The 18,375-nt window shown below is 58.1% G+C and carries 10 protein-coding genes; 7 read left to right on the top strand and 3 right to left on the bottom strand.

Features of this window, described 5'->3' with window-relative positions; genetic code table 11:
• The first annotated feature begins 14 nt into the window (after window positions 1-14).
• Genes waaF through U5A05_RS22405 form a run of 7 tightly spaced genes read left to right on the top strand, consistent with a single transcriptional unit; the run spans window position 15 to window position 6,969 of the window.
• Window positions 15-1,049 (top strand): lipopolysaccharide heptosyltransferase II, encoded by a 1,035-nt coding sequence (waaF, locus tag U5A05_RS22435; RefSeq protein WP_261740025.1) that lies wholly within the window; start codon window positions 15-17, stop codon window positions 1,047-1,049.
• Window positions 1,050-2,111: a lipopolysaccharide heptosyltransferase I gene (gene waaC / locus U5A05_RS22430; RefSeq protein WP_261740024.1), complete on the top strand. Its 1,062-nt coding sequence runs from the start codon at window positions 1,050-1,052 to the stop codon at window positions 2,109-2,111.
• Window positions 2,111-3,232, top strand: coding sequence for a glycosyltransferase family 4 protein (locus U5A05_RS22425; RefSeq protein WP_261740023.1), 1,122 nt, complete (start codon window positions 2,111-2,113; stop codon window positions 3,230-3,232). Before waaC ends, U5A05_RS22425 begins: the two co-directional genes overlap by 1 nt.
• Entirely contained in the window at window positions 3,232-4,038 is an 807-nt protein-coding gene (rfaP, locus tag U5A05_RS22420; protein WP_261740022.1) for a lipopolysaccharide core heptose(I) kinase RfaP, read from the top strand. The genes U5A05_RS22425 and rfaP overlap by 1 nt, the downstream gene beginning before the upstream one ends.
• The gene (locus U5A05_RS22415; protein WP_261740021.1) at window positions 4,038-4,772 is read left to right on the top strand and encodes a lipopolysaccharide kinase InaA family protein; all 735 of its coding nucleotides are present in this window, start codon (window positions 4,038-4,040) and stop codon (window positions 4,770-4,772) included. The genes rfaP and U5A05_RS22415 overlap by 1 nt, the downstream gene beginning before the upstream one ends.
• Entirely contained in the window at window positions 4,769-5,521 is a 753-nt protein-coding gene (locus U5A05_RS22410) for a lipopolysaccharide kinase InaA family protein (RefSeq protein ID WP_321834907.1), read from the top strand. The genes U5A05_RS22415 and U5A05_RS22410 overlap by 4 nt, the downstream gene beginning before the upstream one ends.
• The gene (locus U5A05_RS22405; protein WP_321834906.1) at window positions 5,521-6,969 is read left to right on the top strand and encodes a lipopolysaccharide kinase InaA family protein; all 1,449 of its coding nucleotides are present in this window, start codon (window positions 5,521-5,523) and stop codon (window positions 6,967-6,969) included. The genes U5A05_RS22410 and U5A05_RS22405 overlap by 1 nt, the downstream gene beginning before the upstream one ends.
• A 157-nt stretch (window positions 6,970-7,126) precedes the next feature.
• Here U5A05_RS22405 and U5A05_RS22400 read toward each other — a convergent pair whose 3' ends face one another.
• The 3 genes from U5A05_RS22400 to U5A05_RS22390 form a co-directional block, all read right to left on the bottom strand.
• Window positions 7,127-11,422 carry a membrane-targeted effector domain-containing toxin gene (locus tag U5A05_RS22400; protein WP_321834904.1) on the bottom strand — a complete coding sequence of 1,432 codons (4,296 nt, stop codon included), beginning with the start codon at window positions 11,420-11,422 and terminating at the stop codon, window positions 7,127-7,129.
• Between the two features lie 367 nt (window positions 11,423-11,789).
• Window positions 11,790-13,868 (bottom strand): TonB-dependent receptor family protein, encoded by a 2,079-nt coding sequence (locus tag U5A05_RS22395; protein ID WP_261740016.1) that lies wholly within the window; start codon window positions 13,866-13,868, stop codon window positions 11,790-11,792.
• Between the two features lie 152 nt (window positions 13,869-14,020).
• Complete coding sequence (locus U5A05_RS22390; protein WP_321834903.1) at window positions 14,021-18,307, bottom strand: membrane-targeted effector domain-containing toxin; 4,287 nt, start codon at window positions 18,305-18,307, stop codon at window positions 14,021-14,023.
• Between the last annotated feature and the right edge of the window lie 68 nt (window positions 18,308-18,375).

Genomic DNA, 18,375 nt, shown 5'->3' with positions numbered 1-18,375 from the left:
GTTTATGGAAACTTATGAATATTTTGATCGTTGGGCCCAGCTGGGTCGGTGACATGGTGATGGCGCAGACACTGTTCCAGTGCCTTAAACAGCGCCACCCGCAGTGCGAAATAGATGTGCTGGCCCCCGAGTGGAGCCGGCCCATCCTTGAGCGCATGCCTGAAGTTCGCAAGGCCTTGAGCTTTCCGCTCGGCCACGGCGCGCTCGAACTGGCCACGCGACGCAAGATCGGCAAGTCCCTCAAGGGCCAATACGATCAGGCAATTTTGTTGCCCAACTCGCTGAAATCGGCCCTTGTGCCGTTCTTCGCGGGTATTCCCAAACGTACCGGCTGGCGCGGCGAATTCCGCTACGGCCTGCTTAACGACGTGCGCAAGCTCGATAAAGAACGCTACCCGTTGATGATCGAGCGTTTTATGGCACTGGCCTATGAGCCGGGGGCAGACCTGCCCAAGCCGTACCCGCGTCCTGATTTGCAGATTGACCCACAAAGCCGCTCTGGCGCGCTGAGCAAGTTCGGCCTGGAGCTGGACCGCCCGGTACTGGCGCTATGCCCGGGTGCCGAATTTGGCGAGTCCAAGCGTTGGCCGTCGGAGCATTACGCCAAGGTCGCAGAACAAAAGATCCGCGAAGGCTGGCAGGTGTGGTTGTTCGGCTCCAAAAATGATCACGCGGTGGGCGAAGATATCCGCTCGCGGCTGATCCCTGGGCTGCGCGAAGAGTCGGTCAACCTCAGCGGCGAGACCTCGCTGGCCGAGGCTATTGATTTGCTCTCATGTGCCGACGCCGTGGTGTCCAATGATTCGGGGCTGATGCACGTGGCCGCAGCGCTGAACCGTCCGCTGGTGGCGGTCTATGGTTCCACGTCACCGGGCTTTACCCCGCCTTTGGCTGATAAGGTCGAAATCGTGCGTCTGGGCCTCGATTGCAGCCCGTGTTTTGATCGTACCTGCCGCTTCGGCCACTACAACTGCCTGCGCGAGCTGATGCCTGCACCTGTGGTTGAAGCCTTGCAGCGTTTGCAGGGCTCACCGGTCGAGGTCAACTAAGTGCGGGTTCTGTTGGTCAAAACCTCATCCCTTGGGGATGTGATCCATGCCTTGCCCGCGTTGACCGATGCGGCACGGGCGATTCCAGGGATCACCTTTGACTGGGTCGTGGAAGAAGGCTTTGCCGAAATTCCGACCTGGCACCCGGCTGTGGGCAAAGTGATTCCAGTGGCAATCCGGCGCTGGCGCAAAAACATCTGGGACACCATCAAGAGCGGTGAGTGGCGGCGTTTCAAGCAAAGCCTGCGTGCCGAAAAATACGATCTGGTGATCGATGCTCAAGGCCTGGTCAAAAGTGCCTGGCTGACCCGCTATGTAAACGCCCCGGTGGCCGGTCTGGATAAAGACTCTGCCCGTGAGCCGCTGGCCAGCCGTTTTTATCAGCGCCGTCTGGCCGTGGCCCGTGGGCAGCACGCGGTCGAGCGTTTGCGTCAGCTGTTTGCGGTGGCATTGGGGTACGACCTGCCCAAAGGGCTGGGCGATTACGGCCTCGATGTTGAACGCCTGATTGAACTGCCGCGCAACAAGCCTTACGTGCTGTTTTTGCACGGCACCACCTGGGACACCAAACACTGGCCCGAAGTGTACTGGCGCGATCTGGCCTTGCGCATGGGGCACATGGGTGTCGAAGTGCGTCTGCCGTGGGGTAACCCGGCAGAGAAAGCTCGCGCCGAACGCATCGCCAGTGGTCTGAACAATGCGGTGGTGCTGCCCAAACTGAACCTGGCCGGTGTTGCCAAGGTACTGGCCAGTGCCAGCGCCTGCGTGGCGGTCGATACCGGGCTGGGGCATCTGGCGGCAGCATTGGATGTGCCGACCATCTCCCTGTTTGGTCCCACCAATCCGGGGCTGACCGGCGCCTATGGCAAGGTGCAGATCCACCTGGCCAGCGATTTTCCGTGTGCGCCGTGCCTGCAGAAAAAATGTACCTACACTCCGACTGCACAGGACCAGCAGCGGTTTGATCTGAAAAACGAGTGGCCTTTGTGCTTTACCCGTTTGAACCCTGAGCGTGTCGCAAGTCGATTAAGCACGTTGTTACTGGCTGAGGAACTGCGCTGATGCAACTGGCTTTTGTGCTGTACAAATATTTCCCGTTTGGCGGGCTGCAACGTGATTTCATGCGCATTGCGCTGGAATGTCAGAAGCGCGGCCATCAAATTCGCGTCTACACCATGATCTGGGAAGGCGATATCCCGCCGGGTTTTGAAGTGCTGGTGGCGCCGGTCAAGGCCTTCCACAACCATACCCGCAACGAAAAAATGCTCGCCTGGATGCAGGCTGACCTAGCCAAACGCCCGGTGGACCGCCTGATCGGTTTCAATAAAATGCCGGGTCTGGACGTGTATTACGCGGCCGACGGCTGCTTTGAAGACAAGGCGCAAAACCTGCGCCATTCGTTCTATCGCTTCTTCAAGCGCTACAAGCACTTTGCCGAGTACGAGCGGGCAGTGTTCGACAAGCACGCGAAGACTGAAATCCTGATGATTTCCGAAGTCCAGCAGCCGCTGTTTATCAAGCATTACGACACCCCGCTGGAGCGCTTCCATCTGCTTCCGCCGGGTATCGCCCTGGACCGCCGTGCACCCGCTAATGCCGCCGAGATTCGCGCCGAGTTCCGGCGCGAGTTCAACCTGGCAGACGACGATTTGCTGCTGGTACAGATCGGTTCCGGGTTCAAGACCAAAGGCGTGGATCGCAGCCTCAAAGCCCTGGCGGCCTTGCCTGGCGAGCTTAAAAAACGCACTAAATTATTTGTCATTGGTCAGGACGACCCCAAAGTCTTTCAATTGCAGAGCGCTACCCTGGGGCTTGGCGATCATGTGCAGTTCCTCAAGGGCCGCAGCGATATCCCGCGTTTCCTGCTGGGCGCCGATTTGCTGATCCACCCGGCGTACAACGAAAACACCGGCACCGTGCTGCTTGAAGCGCTGGTGGCAGGTTTGCCGGTGCTGGTCAGTGCCGTCTGTGGCTACGCCCATTACATTAGCGACGCTGATTGCGGCCGTGTACTGGACGAGCCGTTCGAGCAGGCGCAACTCAATGAATACCTGACACACATGTTGTCCGACGATGCTGCGCGCGCGGCCTGGAGCCAAAATGGCCTGGCCTACGCGCAGACGGCCGACCTCTACAGCATGCCGCAGCACGCTGCGGATGTGATTCTGGCGGAGCAACACTGATGAAACTGATTCTTGCCGAACCGTTCAAGAGCTTGTGGGCAGGACGCGATGCGTTCACCGAAGTCGAGCGTCTGGAAGGCGAGGTTTACCGTGAACTGGAAGGCCGACGTACCTTGCGTACCGAAGTCGACGGACGCGGTTTCTTTGTGAAAATCCACCGTGGTATTGGCTGGGGTGAAGTCTTCAAAAACCTGCTGACGGCTAAGCTGCCGGTCCTCGGTGCAGGCCAGGAGTGGCGAGCCATCAAGCGCCTGCACGAAGTCGGCGTGCCGACCATGACGGCGGTCGCCTATGGCGAAAAGGGCAGCAACCCGGCGGCGCAGCACTCGTTCATCATCACCGAAGAGCTGGCGCCGACGGTCAGCCTCGAAGACTTCAGCCTCAACTGGGTCAAGCAGCCGCCGCAACCCAAGCTCAAGCATGCGCTGATCGCCGAAGTGGCGCGTATGACCGGCATGATGCACCGCGCCGGGGTTAACCATCGCGACTGCTACATCTGCCACTTTTTGCTGCATACCGACAAGCCGGTTACGGCCGAAGACTTCCGCTTGTCCATTATTGACCTGCATCGCGCGCAAACCCGTGCAGTGATCAGCAAGCGTTGGCGTAACAAGGATCTGGCGGCGCTGTACTTCTCGGCGCTGGATATCGGCCTGACGCAACGGGACAAACTGCGCTTCCTGCGTGGTTATTTCCAGATGCCGCTGCGCAAGATCCTGCGCGATGAAGCACACCTGCTGGCGTGGCTGGAAGGCAAGGCGAGCAAACTCTACGAACGCAAACAGCGTTATGGAGATGCACTGTAATGGCGGGTTGGAATCTGGAACCCGCTTACAGCGCGTTGGCATCTGATTTCGGCAGTCTGGAGGCGGTGTTTGCCTTGCAGGGCGAGCACCTGACCCGCGATCCGTTATCGGAAGTGATTCGTGTCGAGCGTGGCGGGGTCAATTACTACGTCAAGCGCTACACCGGCGCGGGCAAAGGCTTGCGCCGTTATTTGGGCCGTCCGCGGGTCAAGTCCGAATGGCAGAACCTCAAGCGTTTTGCCAAATGGGGTATTCCCACCGCCGAGGTAGTGGCCTGGGGCCTTGAACGCAGTGGTTTTGCCTATTCGCGTGGCGCCATGATCACTCGCGAACTGCCCAACACCCGCGATTTGTCGGAGCTTGCCGACAAGCATGATCCGCTGCTCAAGGATCGCGCGTGGGTCGATTGCGTTAGCCGCCAGCTGGCGCGCTATACCCGAATCATGCACGACCATCGCTTTACCCATAACGACCTGAAGTGGCGCAACCTGCTGATCGACGACCAGCCCAAGCTGTTCTTGATCGACTGCCCTAACGGCGATTTCTGGCGCGGCTTCTGGCTCAAATATCGCATCACCAAAGACCTGGCGTGCCTCGACAAAGTGGCCAAATACCACCTGTCCTACACCCAGCGGTTACGTTTTTATTTCCAATACACCGGGCGCACTACGCTCAATGCGGCAGACAAGGAACGGGTCCGTCATATCGTGCGCTTTTTTGAGGGCCGGGAATGACTGATTTTATCGCGGATGCCGACCGAGCCTTGCTTGAGCGCCACGGCCTGGCTGACTTTGATTCATTGTGGTCCGTGCAACTGGAATCGGTGGACGAACCCAACACCAGCGGTGGTGGTTGGAGCAGCGTGTTTCGCATGGACCTCGAAGGCCAGGGGTTTTACCTCAAGCGCCAGAGCAATTACCTGACCCGCACGCTGCACAGCCCGTTTGGCGAACCGAGTTTCGCCCGCGAATTCCGCAATATTCAGCGTTATGAGCAAATGGGTATCCCGGCGCTGGAAGCGGTGTTTTTTGGCGAGCTCAAAGTGGCTGGCGAACGCCGAGCGGTGCTGATGACTCGGGCACTTGATGGTTGGAATGACCTTGATTCGCTGCTTGAGCAATGGCCGCAACTGAGCAACGATCAGCAGCAGGCGATTTTGCGCGAGTGCGGCCAGTTGGCCCGTCGCCTGCACGCCGCGCGTCAGGTGCATGGCTGTTTTTACCCCAAGCACATCTTCTTGCAGGCCGCTGGCGCGGGTTATCGCGCCCAACTGATCGATCTGGAAAAAACCCGGCCCTTGTTGCTGGGCCAACGTGATCGGGTCAAGGACATCGAGCCGTTGCTGCGCCGGGCGCATGTCTGGACTGACGCCGATGTGCGCGCCTTGCTCGCGGCCTATCTGGATCAGCCGGTCGACAGTGGTCTGGTCGATGCCTGGCTGGCGCGGCTGAATGTGCGCCGCAGCCACAAGGGAGGTCGCTGATGCGTTTGTCCGAACTGCAAAAGGCCGGTCGTGCACCGGGCTTGCCGCTGAGTATTGAACTGGCCGACGCGGCCGGCCCTGCGCAATTGCAGCTGTTGACCTTGCTGCGGGTATTGCCGGGGCAGCGCTATGTCGGTGCCGGGGTATGGCGCGGGCGTACCGTGCTGGCCAAATTGATGGTGGGCAGCAAGGCAGCACGCAATTTTCAGCGCGAGTTGACGGGCGTACGCCTGTTGGCTGAACAGGGTTTGACCACGCCACAGTTGCTGGCCGATGGCTTGCAGGAAAGCGAGGGCGGCTGGTTGTTGTTCGAATTTATCGAAGACGCGCAAAGCCTCGATCAGGCCTGGAAGGCGGTGCAGGGCTTGCCGGTTTTGGCGGACGAACAAGCGGCTGTGCTGGGCGAGGCTTTGGCTGCGATTGGCCAGATGCACCTCAAAGGTTTGTGGCAGCAGGATCTGCATCTGGACAACCTGCTGCGCCAGGGCGGTAAGTTGTATTTGATCGACGGTGCAGGCATTTGCGTCGAAGAGGCGGGCAAACCGCTGTCGCGGCAGAAAGTGCTGGAAAACCTCGGGGTGTTCTTCGCCCAGCTCCCCAAAAATCTTGAGCCGTTTATCGAAGAGCTGCTGGTGCATTACCTGCTGAGCAACGGCGAACACGCCTTGCCGCTCGAGGCGCTGCTCAGGCAGGTCGAGAAGGTACGTGCCTGGCGCTTGAATGATTACTTGAACAAGGTCGGCCGCGATTGCTCGCTGTTTAGCGTGCAGCGCGGGGCCTTCGCCCTGCGCGCTGTTTTGCGCGAAGAAGAACCCGCCATGTTGCCTGTACTGGCCAAGGCCGATGCCTTGCTCGATCAGGGCCATCTGTACAAAACCGGCGGTGCGGCAAGTGTCGGCAAAGTTGAAGTGGCCGGTCGCACCCTGGTGGTCAAGCGCTACAACATCAAGGGTTTTGCCCACTGGCTCAAACGCTTCTGGCGTCCGAGCCGGGCCTGGCATTCGTGGCGTGAAGGCAATCGGCTGGCGTTTCTGGGCATCGCCACGCCCAAGCCGCTGGCGCTGCTGGAAACCCGTTTTCTGTGGCTGCGCGGCAAAGCGTATCTGGTCACCGAGTATTTGCCGGGGCCCGATATCATCGAGCGTTTTGCGCCGTATGTTGAGCGCGGCGATGCCCCGGAATCCGAATTGCAGGCGCTGGACCAGTTGTTTGCCGATTTGATTCGTGAGCGTATCAGCCACGGTGATCTCAAGGGTCATAACGTGTTTTGGGCTGATGGCCGCTGGGCACTGATCGATCTGGATTCGATGTGCCAGCATCGCTCGCCTGGCAGCTTCGCTTCGGCCTACGCCCGCGACCGTGCGCGCTTCATGCGCAACTGGCCAGCTGGCAGCGCATTGCATCAAGTGATTGATGGGCGCTTACCCAAAACCATAGTAGAGGCTTAGGCGCGCACTTGTAGCCGCTGCCTTTGTTCCTCGTCAGCGGCTTGAGATACTTCAAACGTGGGAGCGAGCCTGCTCGCGAAGATCATTCGCGAGCAGGCTCGCTCCCACAATTTTTTGACCTGGAACAGAGTATCTACAGGTGGGTCGCTGAGCGCGCCTATTTCACATAGGTCATGCCCATAGCTGCCATATTGATGGCCAAATCCTGGGCTTGAGCAAATCGCACGTCATGCACGTCTGGCCATTCGGGCCTTTGCAGGTAGACCTTGCCATCGGGGTCACAGAGCAGTGGTGTCTCGATCAGCTCAGTCGTGGCGCTGCGATGAAACAGCGTTGGCCCGTCGATGGGATGGTTGTTAAAGGTGTACTGGTTGACTTGGTTGAGCAAACGTTCGATTTCCTGGCGCTGGCGCGGGCCCCAATACGTTCGGCTAGCGCTCACTTCCACAGAGAGACGCAAGTCAGTCTTGTAAAAGGCGAGGCTCAAGGGGCCATTTTTCATGAAGGTGACACGGCCTTTATCCGGGCCAATGCCGGTCGGTTGGCCCGGTAACGTGTCCATGACTTTCATCCCGATGCCGCCATTCAATTCGGCCAGGCCGGGTATGCCTTCAAAGGTATTGACATGGGTACTGCCGACCAAGGCTACCCATTTATGGGCGCCGTGCTCTGCCTGATGGGCGCGGATCGTTTCAGAGCCATAAAAGCTGAGCGCCTTGCAGCGTTTCAAGTGATAGTCCCGCTTGCCGATTATGTTGTAGCTGGAGGCACAGTCGAGGGCGATGACTCTGATCCCGTGCGAGCGGGCGGCGGTGACCAGGGTCAGGAAGGTGTAAGCCGGGTGGCTGTCGAGGCCTTCGCGCTTGTACAGCTGTTTCAAAAACTTGTTGAGCTTGTGGCTGATAATGCCGCTTCTGGCATTGATATCCAGATCGGCCTGATGGAAGTCGGTTTGCAGGTGCTCAAGGTAAAAGGTTTTCACATCGTTTTTTGCCAATTCGGCCATGTTATCGATCAGGAATTTTTTGCTGGCCACTGAATAATGGTTTTCACCGACCACGAGTCCCGTGGATCGGCTGTAGATCTGCCGCAAAATCTCGGGGTGGGGTGTCGCTTGAGCCAGTTGCGGAATGCTGACGCGAGGCGCCAGCACAGCCGAGTGGATAAAAGTCTGGGCTCGATTGATGAAGTCGAGTCGCAATCGGTAAAAAAACTGACTGGCTTGTATGACTACAGGGTCACGAAAGGTCGCGCTCCGAGTGTTCTGATTGCGCGTCTGGGCTTTGATAAAAGCCTCGACTCCTGCTCGGTGCTCTCGCGGTAGCAGAGTGAGGTTTTGCGTGTCTACGGGTAGCGGAGGAGAAATGTGGCGTGCGCCTGCTCTTAACGCTGTCCAGCGAGGATAGCCCCGTGATGTCGAGTGCTTGACCTCCCATTCGCTGCTGCCCAGATTGCGCCTGATTTTGAACACCGGTTGGGTGGTGCTTGAGCCAGTTGCAATGATCAGGTGCAAACCAGGGCCGGGTACGCCTGCGCTCACTTCGAACACCTCGTTGTTTTGCTGGATGTAATGGCGTTGGTTCAGGGTGTAAATCCCTTGCGTATCCGGGATGTCACGCAAGTGCTCAATACCGCTCACGCGTGCTTGGTTAATCAACGTGTTAATCCCGAAAATCTGGTTGCTCATTGGCGTCGAGGCGTTGGCTTTCCATTTACCCAGCGCTACTTCCAAGGAAGGGGTTTTGTATGCGGCGTTCGGCATGCGCCGGTCAATCATCAGCCATGTGTCTTGGGTTCGATCATAAGTGGCCTGGAACAGACGCCCATTGGCATCCGGCAGGTAGTACTCGCCAGCAGCACCGTGGGAGGGTTTGAACTCATACACCCCCTGGCGATAGTGCTCACCCTTGAGCAAGGTCATCTGCTGCGGTGTTTTGAGTGAGGCGGCGCCCGGACTGAAGGCCCGCGTAACAGGGCCGCTGCGAACCCGAATGGAAGATGCAAAAACCTGGGAGCCAGCAAAGTCTGACCCGGCATCGGTCAGGTGCGCGACGCAGATGAGCCAGTGCAGCATCGCCTCATGGTCCTGCTCACGCCGCAGCGCGTCCACGCCTTGATAGAGCCCATATAGAAAACGCCCGATCGATAGCGGGATCAATACCTTGAGCGGCAGTGCGAAGCTGATGATGTCCACCACGGTCATGACGGTGTCTTTGACCGTTTGAATATTGGCCTCTCGCGTTGTGGTCGATTGTTCATCGACGTTACGCAGCGCAAAGGCCACTTCGCCAGCGTAGCTGGCATCCAGAAAATGCTCGGTGATGGCTTGGTCCTGGATGTTCGAATCGGTCAGGCCGGCCTTTAACAGTGGGTTTAAATAGGCCTGTTCGAGCACAGAGGTGCGTTGTAAAACGTAGTCGCGCAACGCAGGCAATGACAGTTGCCTGGCCAGCTCATTAAGGTTGTCAAAGGTGCGAAACCATACACGGTCCGGGGCCTCCGGCAGATAGCACAGTTGTTGCTGTGTGCTGCTGTGGGCAGTAACCAGCAGCACGCCGGGCATGGGGTTACCACGCAACATCAATAGCCGGGTCGAAATCTTCGAAACGATGATTTTCGCGGTGTCTGCGTCCAGCAAGGCTTCAACCCAGTCGGCCTGTTGGTTGGAGAGTTGCCCGGACAGCCTGGCTTCAAAGGTGTCGAGGCGCATCTGCGCCGTCTTGAGTGCCCGGTAACGCTCTTTGCGCCAGCTTGCCTGTTCGGAGGTAAGCAGGGTTTCGTTCAAGAAATCACGGTAAGCGGTGCCGATATCCAGTTCGCGGATAATGGATTTAAGGTACGAACTGCTCAGCATGGGATGACGATTGCCATGACCGTCTGTAATGGTGGCCGTCAAGGCGAACGTAACGTCCAGTGCCCCGACATTATCCAGCGCAGCTTCCGACAGCGTGCGTCGGACCGGTTGAAGGGTCACGGTGGGGCCCGTTCTGTCCAGGCTCATGCCCGCCGCAAAACCTGAATTCGCCAGCGGGTAAATAATGGGGCCGGTCTGCAGGGCATCGGTGGTAACGAGCACCAGCGTGTCCGGGTCGACCGTTATGCCAAGATCCTCTCTGATCCGTTGCCTGAGCCGGTCTCGAGCAAAGGCCAGCAGGTAGGTTTTATTGCCGCTTTGTTGAGCGCGGGGCATGCCGGGGCCTTGTGACAACGCGACCTCGCGACTCAGGGTTGCCACTGCATGGCGCCAACGACCCTTTTGCGCCTCGGGCGCTGATTTGAGCCAGTCAGGCAGTTGTTTTTCAAATAGCCGGGTGTAGCGGTTCTGGATGATGGCGGCGGGCTTGAGGTAACGGCTCAACGACAGTGCGTCGCTCAGGTAGTCGTCCAGTGCGTCCAGATTGTTGGCACTGCCGTTGAGGGCGGCACTGGCCCACGCGTGATCGATATTGGCCAGTTGCGCCTGAATCAATGCCCCAGCACGCTCTGCAAAGACGTGACCGTGTATTTCGCGGTAGCCCAGGCTGTGAGCGTGGCCCTGTATAGGTGGGTGTTCCTGGGTAGGTCGAACACTGAGCAGCGCCTTGCTTTGTACCTCGTCCCCTAGCCGTAATCGCAGCTCCAGATCCAGTGCCTGCAACGAGCTGAACGCCTGTAAGCCGCTGTCTGGCAGGTACAGCAGGGCTAAATTGGTGGCGGCTGGAGAGGGCGAAAAACTCGGCGTTTCAAAGTTTGTCGAGAGTGAATCGATACCTGATGTTCCCGCCCGGGTCAGTACAAAAGCACCAGGAAGCGGCCAGTCGAGTGCGGGGAAAGGCCCGCGGATGAGTATTTCGTAAACCCCTGTGTAGTTGGCGTGCTGACGGTCGATTCGATCCTGACTGCGGGATGTCTCGAGTACGTCGAGCACGGTTTGGCTTTCTGTTGCGCTAAGTGTCTGGTCACGTAGCCTCAGCGACTGTTCAGCTTGAACCAAACCCATGAAAAACCGCCTCAGCCATTCACGGGGCGTTCGGTTCTCCAGGCCAGGGTGGGGGGTTTTCCAAAAGTGCGTGAGTGTATTGGTTAAGCACCATTTGAGGTGCTGGATGAGATAGTCGACAAAGGTTTCCAGTACGGCAACGGGCATTTGGGGAATAAGGTGCTGCCTGTCTGTTGAGTCGGGCACGCGATAAACCTGGCTTGTGCCTATCAGGTAAGCGGGGGATTCACCGGTCAGGTAGCGGGTATTGAGAATTTCCAGCAGTGAGTGAGAGATTAGTTGTTCGTCCTGACCCGGTTCGTCGACGTCAGTCAGGCCGGTCAGATAAATCTCATTGATGCGAATGTCCGCAGGCAGCCCAGGGAAAAACGGGTGCAGATGGTACTGGAAGGCAGCTTCCAGATTCGGTACGAGTTTTGAAAATGCCAACAGCTGTTGCTCGGCATCCTTGAGTGGAGTTGAAGAGAGGGGCATGGCTGTGCATTCCTTTACTGAGGTCGACGTGCGTGATGCAGGTCGTACATGCAGGTAAAGGAACCACAGGGCTTTTTTGGAAGAGTGTTAGATAGATATGCCCACCACCACAACAACGACATCAAGCCCTACGCCTGATCGCTTTTTGTAGCCGCTGAGGAGCGCAGCGAGGCTGCGTCCGGCTGCGAAGCAGTCGTAAATTCAGACGCCTCGCTAGTGCTTGACCGGGAACAGAGTAGCTACAGAGACACTTCAAGCGTGGGAGCGAGCTTGCTCGCGAAGATCATTCGCGAGCAGGCTCGCTCCAACTGGGGGGCTTGACCTAGAACAGAGTCTCTACATTGGGTAGCCGCAGGTCGCGGGTTTATTAGAAGCTGTACTGCGCCCCGGCGCCCGCGTACCACGAGCGGCCCGGTGCGGCTTCGTAGTAGCGCTGATTGCCATCAGCCACGATCACCGAACCCACGTACTGGCGGTCCAGCAGGTTGTCCAGGCGCAGGGTTTGGTGGAAGGTCCAGTGCTCTACTTTTTGCTCAAACTTCGCCCGCCAGTTGAACACGCTGTAGGCCGGTGCTGCCTTTTGGGTGTTGGTGTCTTCGACATACACCTTGCTGCGGTACATGCCTTCGATTGCAGTGCTGACCCAATCCGTGGGTTTCCAGTTCACTTCGGCAAACAGGGTGGTTTGCGGTACGCCCGGCAGGTAGTTGCCTTTGTCCACGGTGCCTTTGGTGCTGGCGAAGTCGCTGTCGTAGGTGGCTTGCAGGCGGGTGTAGGCGAGGGTAGTGGTCCAGTGTTCGCTGAGCTGGCTTTCGACGCCCAGTTCGAAACCTCGGCGCAAGGTGCGCCCGGCGTTTTGATAAGTCGTACGCCCACCGGTGTTGCTCTGTACCACCAGCTCATCTTCGGTGGTGATCTGGAATACAGCAGCATTGATCCGCGTGTTACTGATCTGTGCCTTCAAGCCCATTTCATACTGGGTGCTTTCAGAAGGCTTGAGGCCAAAGTTGAAGCCCTGGCCACTTGGTGAGTAGGCCAGTTCGGCTTGGGTCGGTGTTTCAAACCCTTTGCCCGCACTCACATATCCATGCAGTTCAGGGGTAAAGGCGTACATCACGCTCATGGAGGGCGTGGCTTTTTCATAGCGCTTGGTGCCGCTGTCGTCGCCATTGCTCAAGAATTGATCGTCGACGTCCATTTCCATGGTGCTGTAGCGTAAACCGGCCTGTACGGTCCAGTTGTCCAGCGCCCAGTTGGCCTGCACGTAGGGGTCGAGGCTGCGGGCGGTGTCGACTTCGTCGCGTACCAGTGCACCTTTAACGCCCAGTTGGTTGCCAACGAAGTTGTTGTAACCGTGACGGCTGTCTTGGCTTTGGTCAAAGTCCAGGCCGCCGATCAGGGTCAGGTCACCCGGCACGCCGTATACCGGTTGCAACCAGCGCAGGCTGCCGCCGTAGAACTTGCGGTCGAACTGAACCACGCCGCCGCCTTGGTTGTTGCTGGGCGTACCCTTGGGAATCGCCAAATACTGAATCACACTACGGGTGCCGGTATAGGCATTGACCTGCAAGGTGGCGTCACCGATGTAGCGCTCGTAGTTCAGGCCCAGTTGCTGATGATCGATACTTTTACGAGTGTTGTAGGTAATCGCATTGGGTGTGACCGAGCGCGGGTCGGCTTTGTAGGCGGCCCAACTTTGGCCCAGCGGGTCTTGCGTGCCGTTTTGCTCGAGGCTGCTATAGATCAGCGCCAGCTTGCTGTCTTCGTCAGGCTTCAGGTTGAGCTTGGCAAAGGTCTGGTCGCGGCGGGCGGCGCTGTGGTCGCGGTAGCCGTCGGTGTCCATGCGCGAGGCATCGAGCACAAAGCCCACGTCATCGGTGGCGCCTTCAGCTGTCAGGTGATTCTTGCTCATGCCGTCGCTGCCGATCAGGGTTTCGGCACCGATACGCGGTGGGCCTTCGCCGTCACGGGAGAACATTTGAATCACCCCTCCGGCGTTGCTGCCGTAAAGGGTTGCGGCGGGGCCGCGCAGCACTTCGATACGCTCGGCAGTGTCGAGGTTGAACGTGGCCGCCTGACCTTGGCCATCAGGAGTGCTGGCCGGGATGCCATCGGCGATCAACTTGATGCCGCGTACGCCAAAGGCCGAACGGGCGCCAAAGCCTCGGGACGAAATCTGCAAGTCCTGGGCGTAGTTCTGGCGGTTTTGCACCACCAGCCCTGGCACGCGGGACAGTACCTCGGACGCGTTAATGCCCAATTGGCCGTCGCTGATTTGTTGCTGGCTGATGCTGTCGACCGAATACGGCAGGTTAAAGCTTTGGCTGGCACTGCGCGAGCCGGTGATGACGCTGGGATCGAGTTCCAGCGGTTCGGCCAGCGTTGGGGGCGCAATAAAAAGACCAGGCAGCAGCAAGGCAAGGCGGGCGGGTACAAAAAATTTCATGAGGGTTATGGCGGTTCCGTGTGACGCGACCCGTCTGGGCGACGGGCATCAGGCTAGCAGAGGCCGCGCATTTTAGCGGCTGAGGGAGCGATAGCCAGCAAAAGTAACCGGTCAGGACAAAACACGGTTGTCCTGACTGGTGTTGTGGTGGGCTACCAGTTCACGAGCTGCATGCCTTTTTCTTTCAAGTCGCTGACCAGGCTGTCAAAGATGTCATAGCGCTTGAGGTGGATATCTGGCCAATCGCCAAGCTCGATAAAAAACTGGCCGTTATCGCTTTGGATACGGCTGCGCAGGATCTCCTGGTTGCGGGTGCGCTGGATCAGCTCCGGGCCGTTCAATGGAGAGTTTCCAAACATGAACTCGCCGGGCTGAGCCAGCATTGCTTCGATTTGTGCCTGGGAAAATGCCGGTCGATCAGGCGCAATGCCGGGTAACTCGATCTCCAGCCAATAATCGTTTTTCAAAAACAGGTACTCGGGTTGCTGAAAGCTCGGAGGTATCACCGCCCCCAGGTTCTGCTGCAAACCGTGGCCTTGGCCCGGGGCCGCATCGGAAACACGTACGCCGATGGCGCCCTCCAGTTCTGCCAGCCCGGGCACGCCCTGATACGTGTTGGCGTGGGAATTTCCAGTCAGGGCGATCCACTTGTGGGTGGGGTTCTGGCTCCGATAACGGTTGATCATCTGGGCGCCAAAGTAGCTGAACATTTCATACCGATTCAGGTCGGGGTTTGCACTGATCTGGATCCTGGGGTTGTAGCTTGCCGTGCAATCCAGCGCTTTGATGCGAATGCGGTAATGTTGGGCTTCGCGCACCAGTTGGCTGTAGGTGAAGGGGCTTGTGGGGTTGAGCCGGTGACCAGCGTCTTGTCGCCTGAGGAAATCATCCAGCGCCACGGGCATTTTTCCGCTTTCAAAGAATGCATCCAGATGTGCTTGGTGCAAGTCGGTGTGCAGGTGTTCGAGAAACAGCACTTTCACATCATTGTTGGCCAGATCGCTCATCTGGGCGATCAGGATCTGTTTGCCTGACTGTTGGGCGTGTGTTTCGCCCAGCACGATGCCTTGAGTGTTTTCGTAAAGGCGATCAAACAGGTTTTTGGGTGACGTGTTAGTGGGTATTTCCGGAAGTATGGGGCGTGGCTTGACGGGGCTGGTTTTGAGAAAGGCGCGGGCATCGGTCAGGAGTCTGGTACGTAGCCTTGAGAACAGTTGGCTGGTCTCATTGAGCCCGAGATGCTGGATGAGTGTTCTGTTGTCAAACAACACCGGATAGTTGGTGATCAAGTCCTGTACGCGGACTTTGTAGTTGGCCGGTAAATCGTAAGCGCTGTAGCTGCTCTCGGCGGTGTTGAGCGCCAGCTCGCTGCTGTCATGTACCAGAGGCTCCCAGCGTTTTGTGGTGCCGGAGCGGTGTTTGATTTCCCAGTAACCCGTGGTGCGCCGCACTTTGTAACTGACCCTGGTACTGCGGGAACCTGCGGGCACTTGCAGGTACCAGTTACGGCCCAGCCAGCCACTGCTGACTTCAAAAACTACGCCGTTTTGTTCGATATATCGCTGGTTGTGAACGCGATACACGCCGCGTGCGTCAGGATTTTTACCGCGCAGGTCAATGCCTGTGACTTTGGCGCTTTCAATCACCCGTTCAATCCCGGCCTGCTGGTTGCTCAGGGAGCGAACAGGGCTGGCATCCCAGATCCCGGCTGACAGTTCGCGAAGCGCCAGTTGGTAGTGAGCCTCGGGTTTGCGCGGGTCAATCACCCGCCAGGTTTGATCCAGCGCGTCATAGTGGCTGCGATACAATTGGCCATTACTGGCTTTGACGTAATAGTCGGGCTTGTTGTTCACCGAAGTTGACTCAAGGACCCCAGTACCGAATTCGTCGCCTGTGCGAAGTTTGAGCCCTGTCGCCGCGTGTGGGCTCGCCGCCGCAGGGCTCAGGGTAGGCGCTGGCAGCTTCGCGCGCTGGCGGATCACCTGGCCAAAAACGGCAGAACCGGCAAAGTCCGAGGCACCGTCGGTCAGATGAGTGATAGCGCCTAAAAAGTGCAGCAGTGCTTCGTGCTCTTCATCCCGTTGCAGCGCATCTACACCCTGCATCAACTGGTAGACGAAACGAGCCAGTACGATGGGCAGCAAGAGCTTGATCGGCATTGCAAAAGAGATGATGTCGATGGCGGTCAGCGCGGCTTCTTTTGCGGTATTGAGGTTGCTTTCCCATGTGGAGGTCGATTGCTCGTCGGCTTCGTGGATGGCATGCAAGGCTTCTGTGTCGTATGAGGCTTCAAGCAGGTGGTGAGGGATGATCTGGAGTTGCACAGTGGTGTCCGTCATTCCTGCTTCCAGCAACGGCTTGATATAGGGCTTTTGAGCAACCGTCACGCGTTGCAGTACATAGCTGCGCAATGAGAGGTGAGACAGTCGTCTGGCCAGCTCATTGCGCGAATGTGCGCTCACGAACCAACGGTTATTCGGCGCACCGGGCAGGTAGCACAGCAGCTGGGCTGATCCGGTCAAGCTGAATACCAGCGCGCCGGGCAGTGGCTTGTAGCGCAGAATCAACAGATGCACTTTGACTTGTTTGCCGTTGAACCAGGGGCGTGTGGCCTCGACGGGGTGATCCAGCGCGTGTTGAATCCAGGCCACATGTTCGACGCTCAAACTGCCCGACAACCTGGCTTCCAGCAGGTCCAGTTGCAGTTGAGCCTTGCTGAAGTCGATATAGCGCTCCTTGCGCCAGAGGGCTTGTTCAGAGTTCACCAGCAAATCATTGAGTCGGGCTTTGTATCGCCCGCCGATATCCAGCTGACGCACCAGCGCTTTCAGATAGGCCGGGGTAAGAACCGGGTGGCGATTGCCCTTGGCATCCTTTACCAGTGCTGTCAGAGCAAAGGTTGTGTCCCAGATACCTACGTTGGCCAAGGCCAATTCACTCAGGCTTCGTTGAGTGGTTCTGTGGGTAATTGTGTGGCCTGTTCGTTCCAGGCTGACGCCGACGGCAAAGCCCGAGGGAAGCCCGGCGCCACTGCCAGGGTAAACCAGCGGGCCGGTCTGCAGGGCTTCGGTGGTCGAGATGAAAATGCTGTCGGGATCAATCTCTATCCCGTGATCGGCTTTGATCCGTTGTTTGAGTTGAATCCTGGCATACCCCAGCAGGGTGTTTTTTTGTCCGACTTCTGCAAGGGATTGGGTGTCTGGAGCCTGCGACGCGTGACGCTCAAGATTCAAGCGCTCGACGGCCAGACGCCACTGGGCTTTGTCGGCATCAGAGGCTGACACAAGCCATTGCGGCAACCGGCTTTCCAGCAGCCGGACATAGCGCGCATGCACAATGCGGGCGGGCTGGAGAGGCAAGCTTGAATTGAGTGACTGTTCGATCAGCTCGGACAAATGCTCAAGCGTGGCGTCCTGTTTCCGGGTGCGGGCAAGTGCCCATGCGTGTTGCTGATCGTGCTTCTGTTTTTCGATCAGTTGGTCGCTGTAAAAGGTCGGTATGTCGTCTTCCTCGATCGAGCCGAAGTCCACGTGCCCATGGGTAAGCGCGCGCGTACGTTCTGCAGCCAGCACATAGTCGAGAATCGTCTCGCGCTGGACTTCATCCCTGAGGCGCGCGCTCATTTCTTCGCTGAGTGCCTTGAGTGAGGTGAATGCTTCGAGGCCATTGCTCGGCGTATAGAGCACCACGGTACGCGGCGTTTCGTCCTGCACGATGCGATTGTCATGGGCATCGCTGGAAGCTCGGGGCACGTTGTTATGAGTGATCACGAACACGCCATGCAGCCGAATACCCCCTTGCAGGGGATGACCATCGAGTGAGACCTCATAAAAACTGAAAGCACTGCGTGGCGGCTGTGCAGAACGAGGACCAATAACGGGGAAGACCTGCTTGATCGCCTCCATGGGGTTGGGCGCAAGGGTGTTTTCGCCGTGACGCACAGTGGCCTCGGACAGGATCAGGTCGCGGGTGTACTGGGTTAGCCAGGCTTTGGGTGTGAGGCCGTCGAGATTGTTATTGGGCGTTTGCCAGAAATAGCTGAGGGCATCTTTAACGCAAAGCTCAAGGCTGTGGGTTGTGAAGTCGAGCAATTGCTCAAACTCGGGCGCCGTAATGCCGCGAGTCAGGTGCTGATCGTCCAGGGTGTGGGGGTGGTTGTAAATGCGCGCAGTGTTCTGAAAAAAGGTCGGTACTGCCCGGGTGAGATAGCACTGCTCGACCAGCGCGCCAAGGGTTCGGCTGGCGATCACCGGTAACTGACCGGGTTGCGCCGGCTCTTCGTAGTTCAAGTAGAGCCGGTCAAGGGCTGCGTCCCTGGAAAGCCTGGGGAACAGCAGCCGCAGCCGATGGTTCAGTGCTTGGTCGAGGCGGGGGAAGGCCTTGGTGAGCCGCTGCAGCTCGTGCGGCAGGCTTTTGAAATGTTCCAGATATTCAGGCATCGCATGCTTCCTGTGATGAGCCTTGCGCCCGGATGGGTGCGCAAAAGTGTGTTCACAGGAAATCCCAT

It is taken from the genome of Pseudomonas kulmbachensis, assembly GCF_963681935.1.
In the GTDB taxonomy this organism is placed as follows: Bacteria; Pseudomonadota; Gammaproteobacteria; order Pseudomonadales; family Pseudomonadaceae; genus Aquipseudomonas; species Aquipseudomonas kulmbachensis.
Note: the sequence above shows the minus strand (reverse complement) of the source record. Positions and strands in the feature narration are given on the sequence as shown.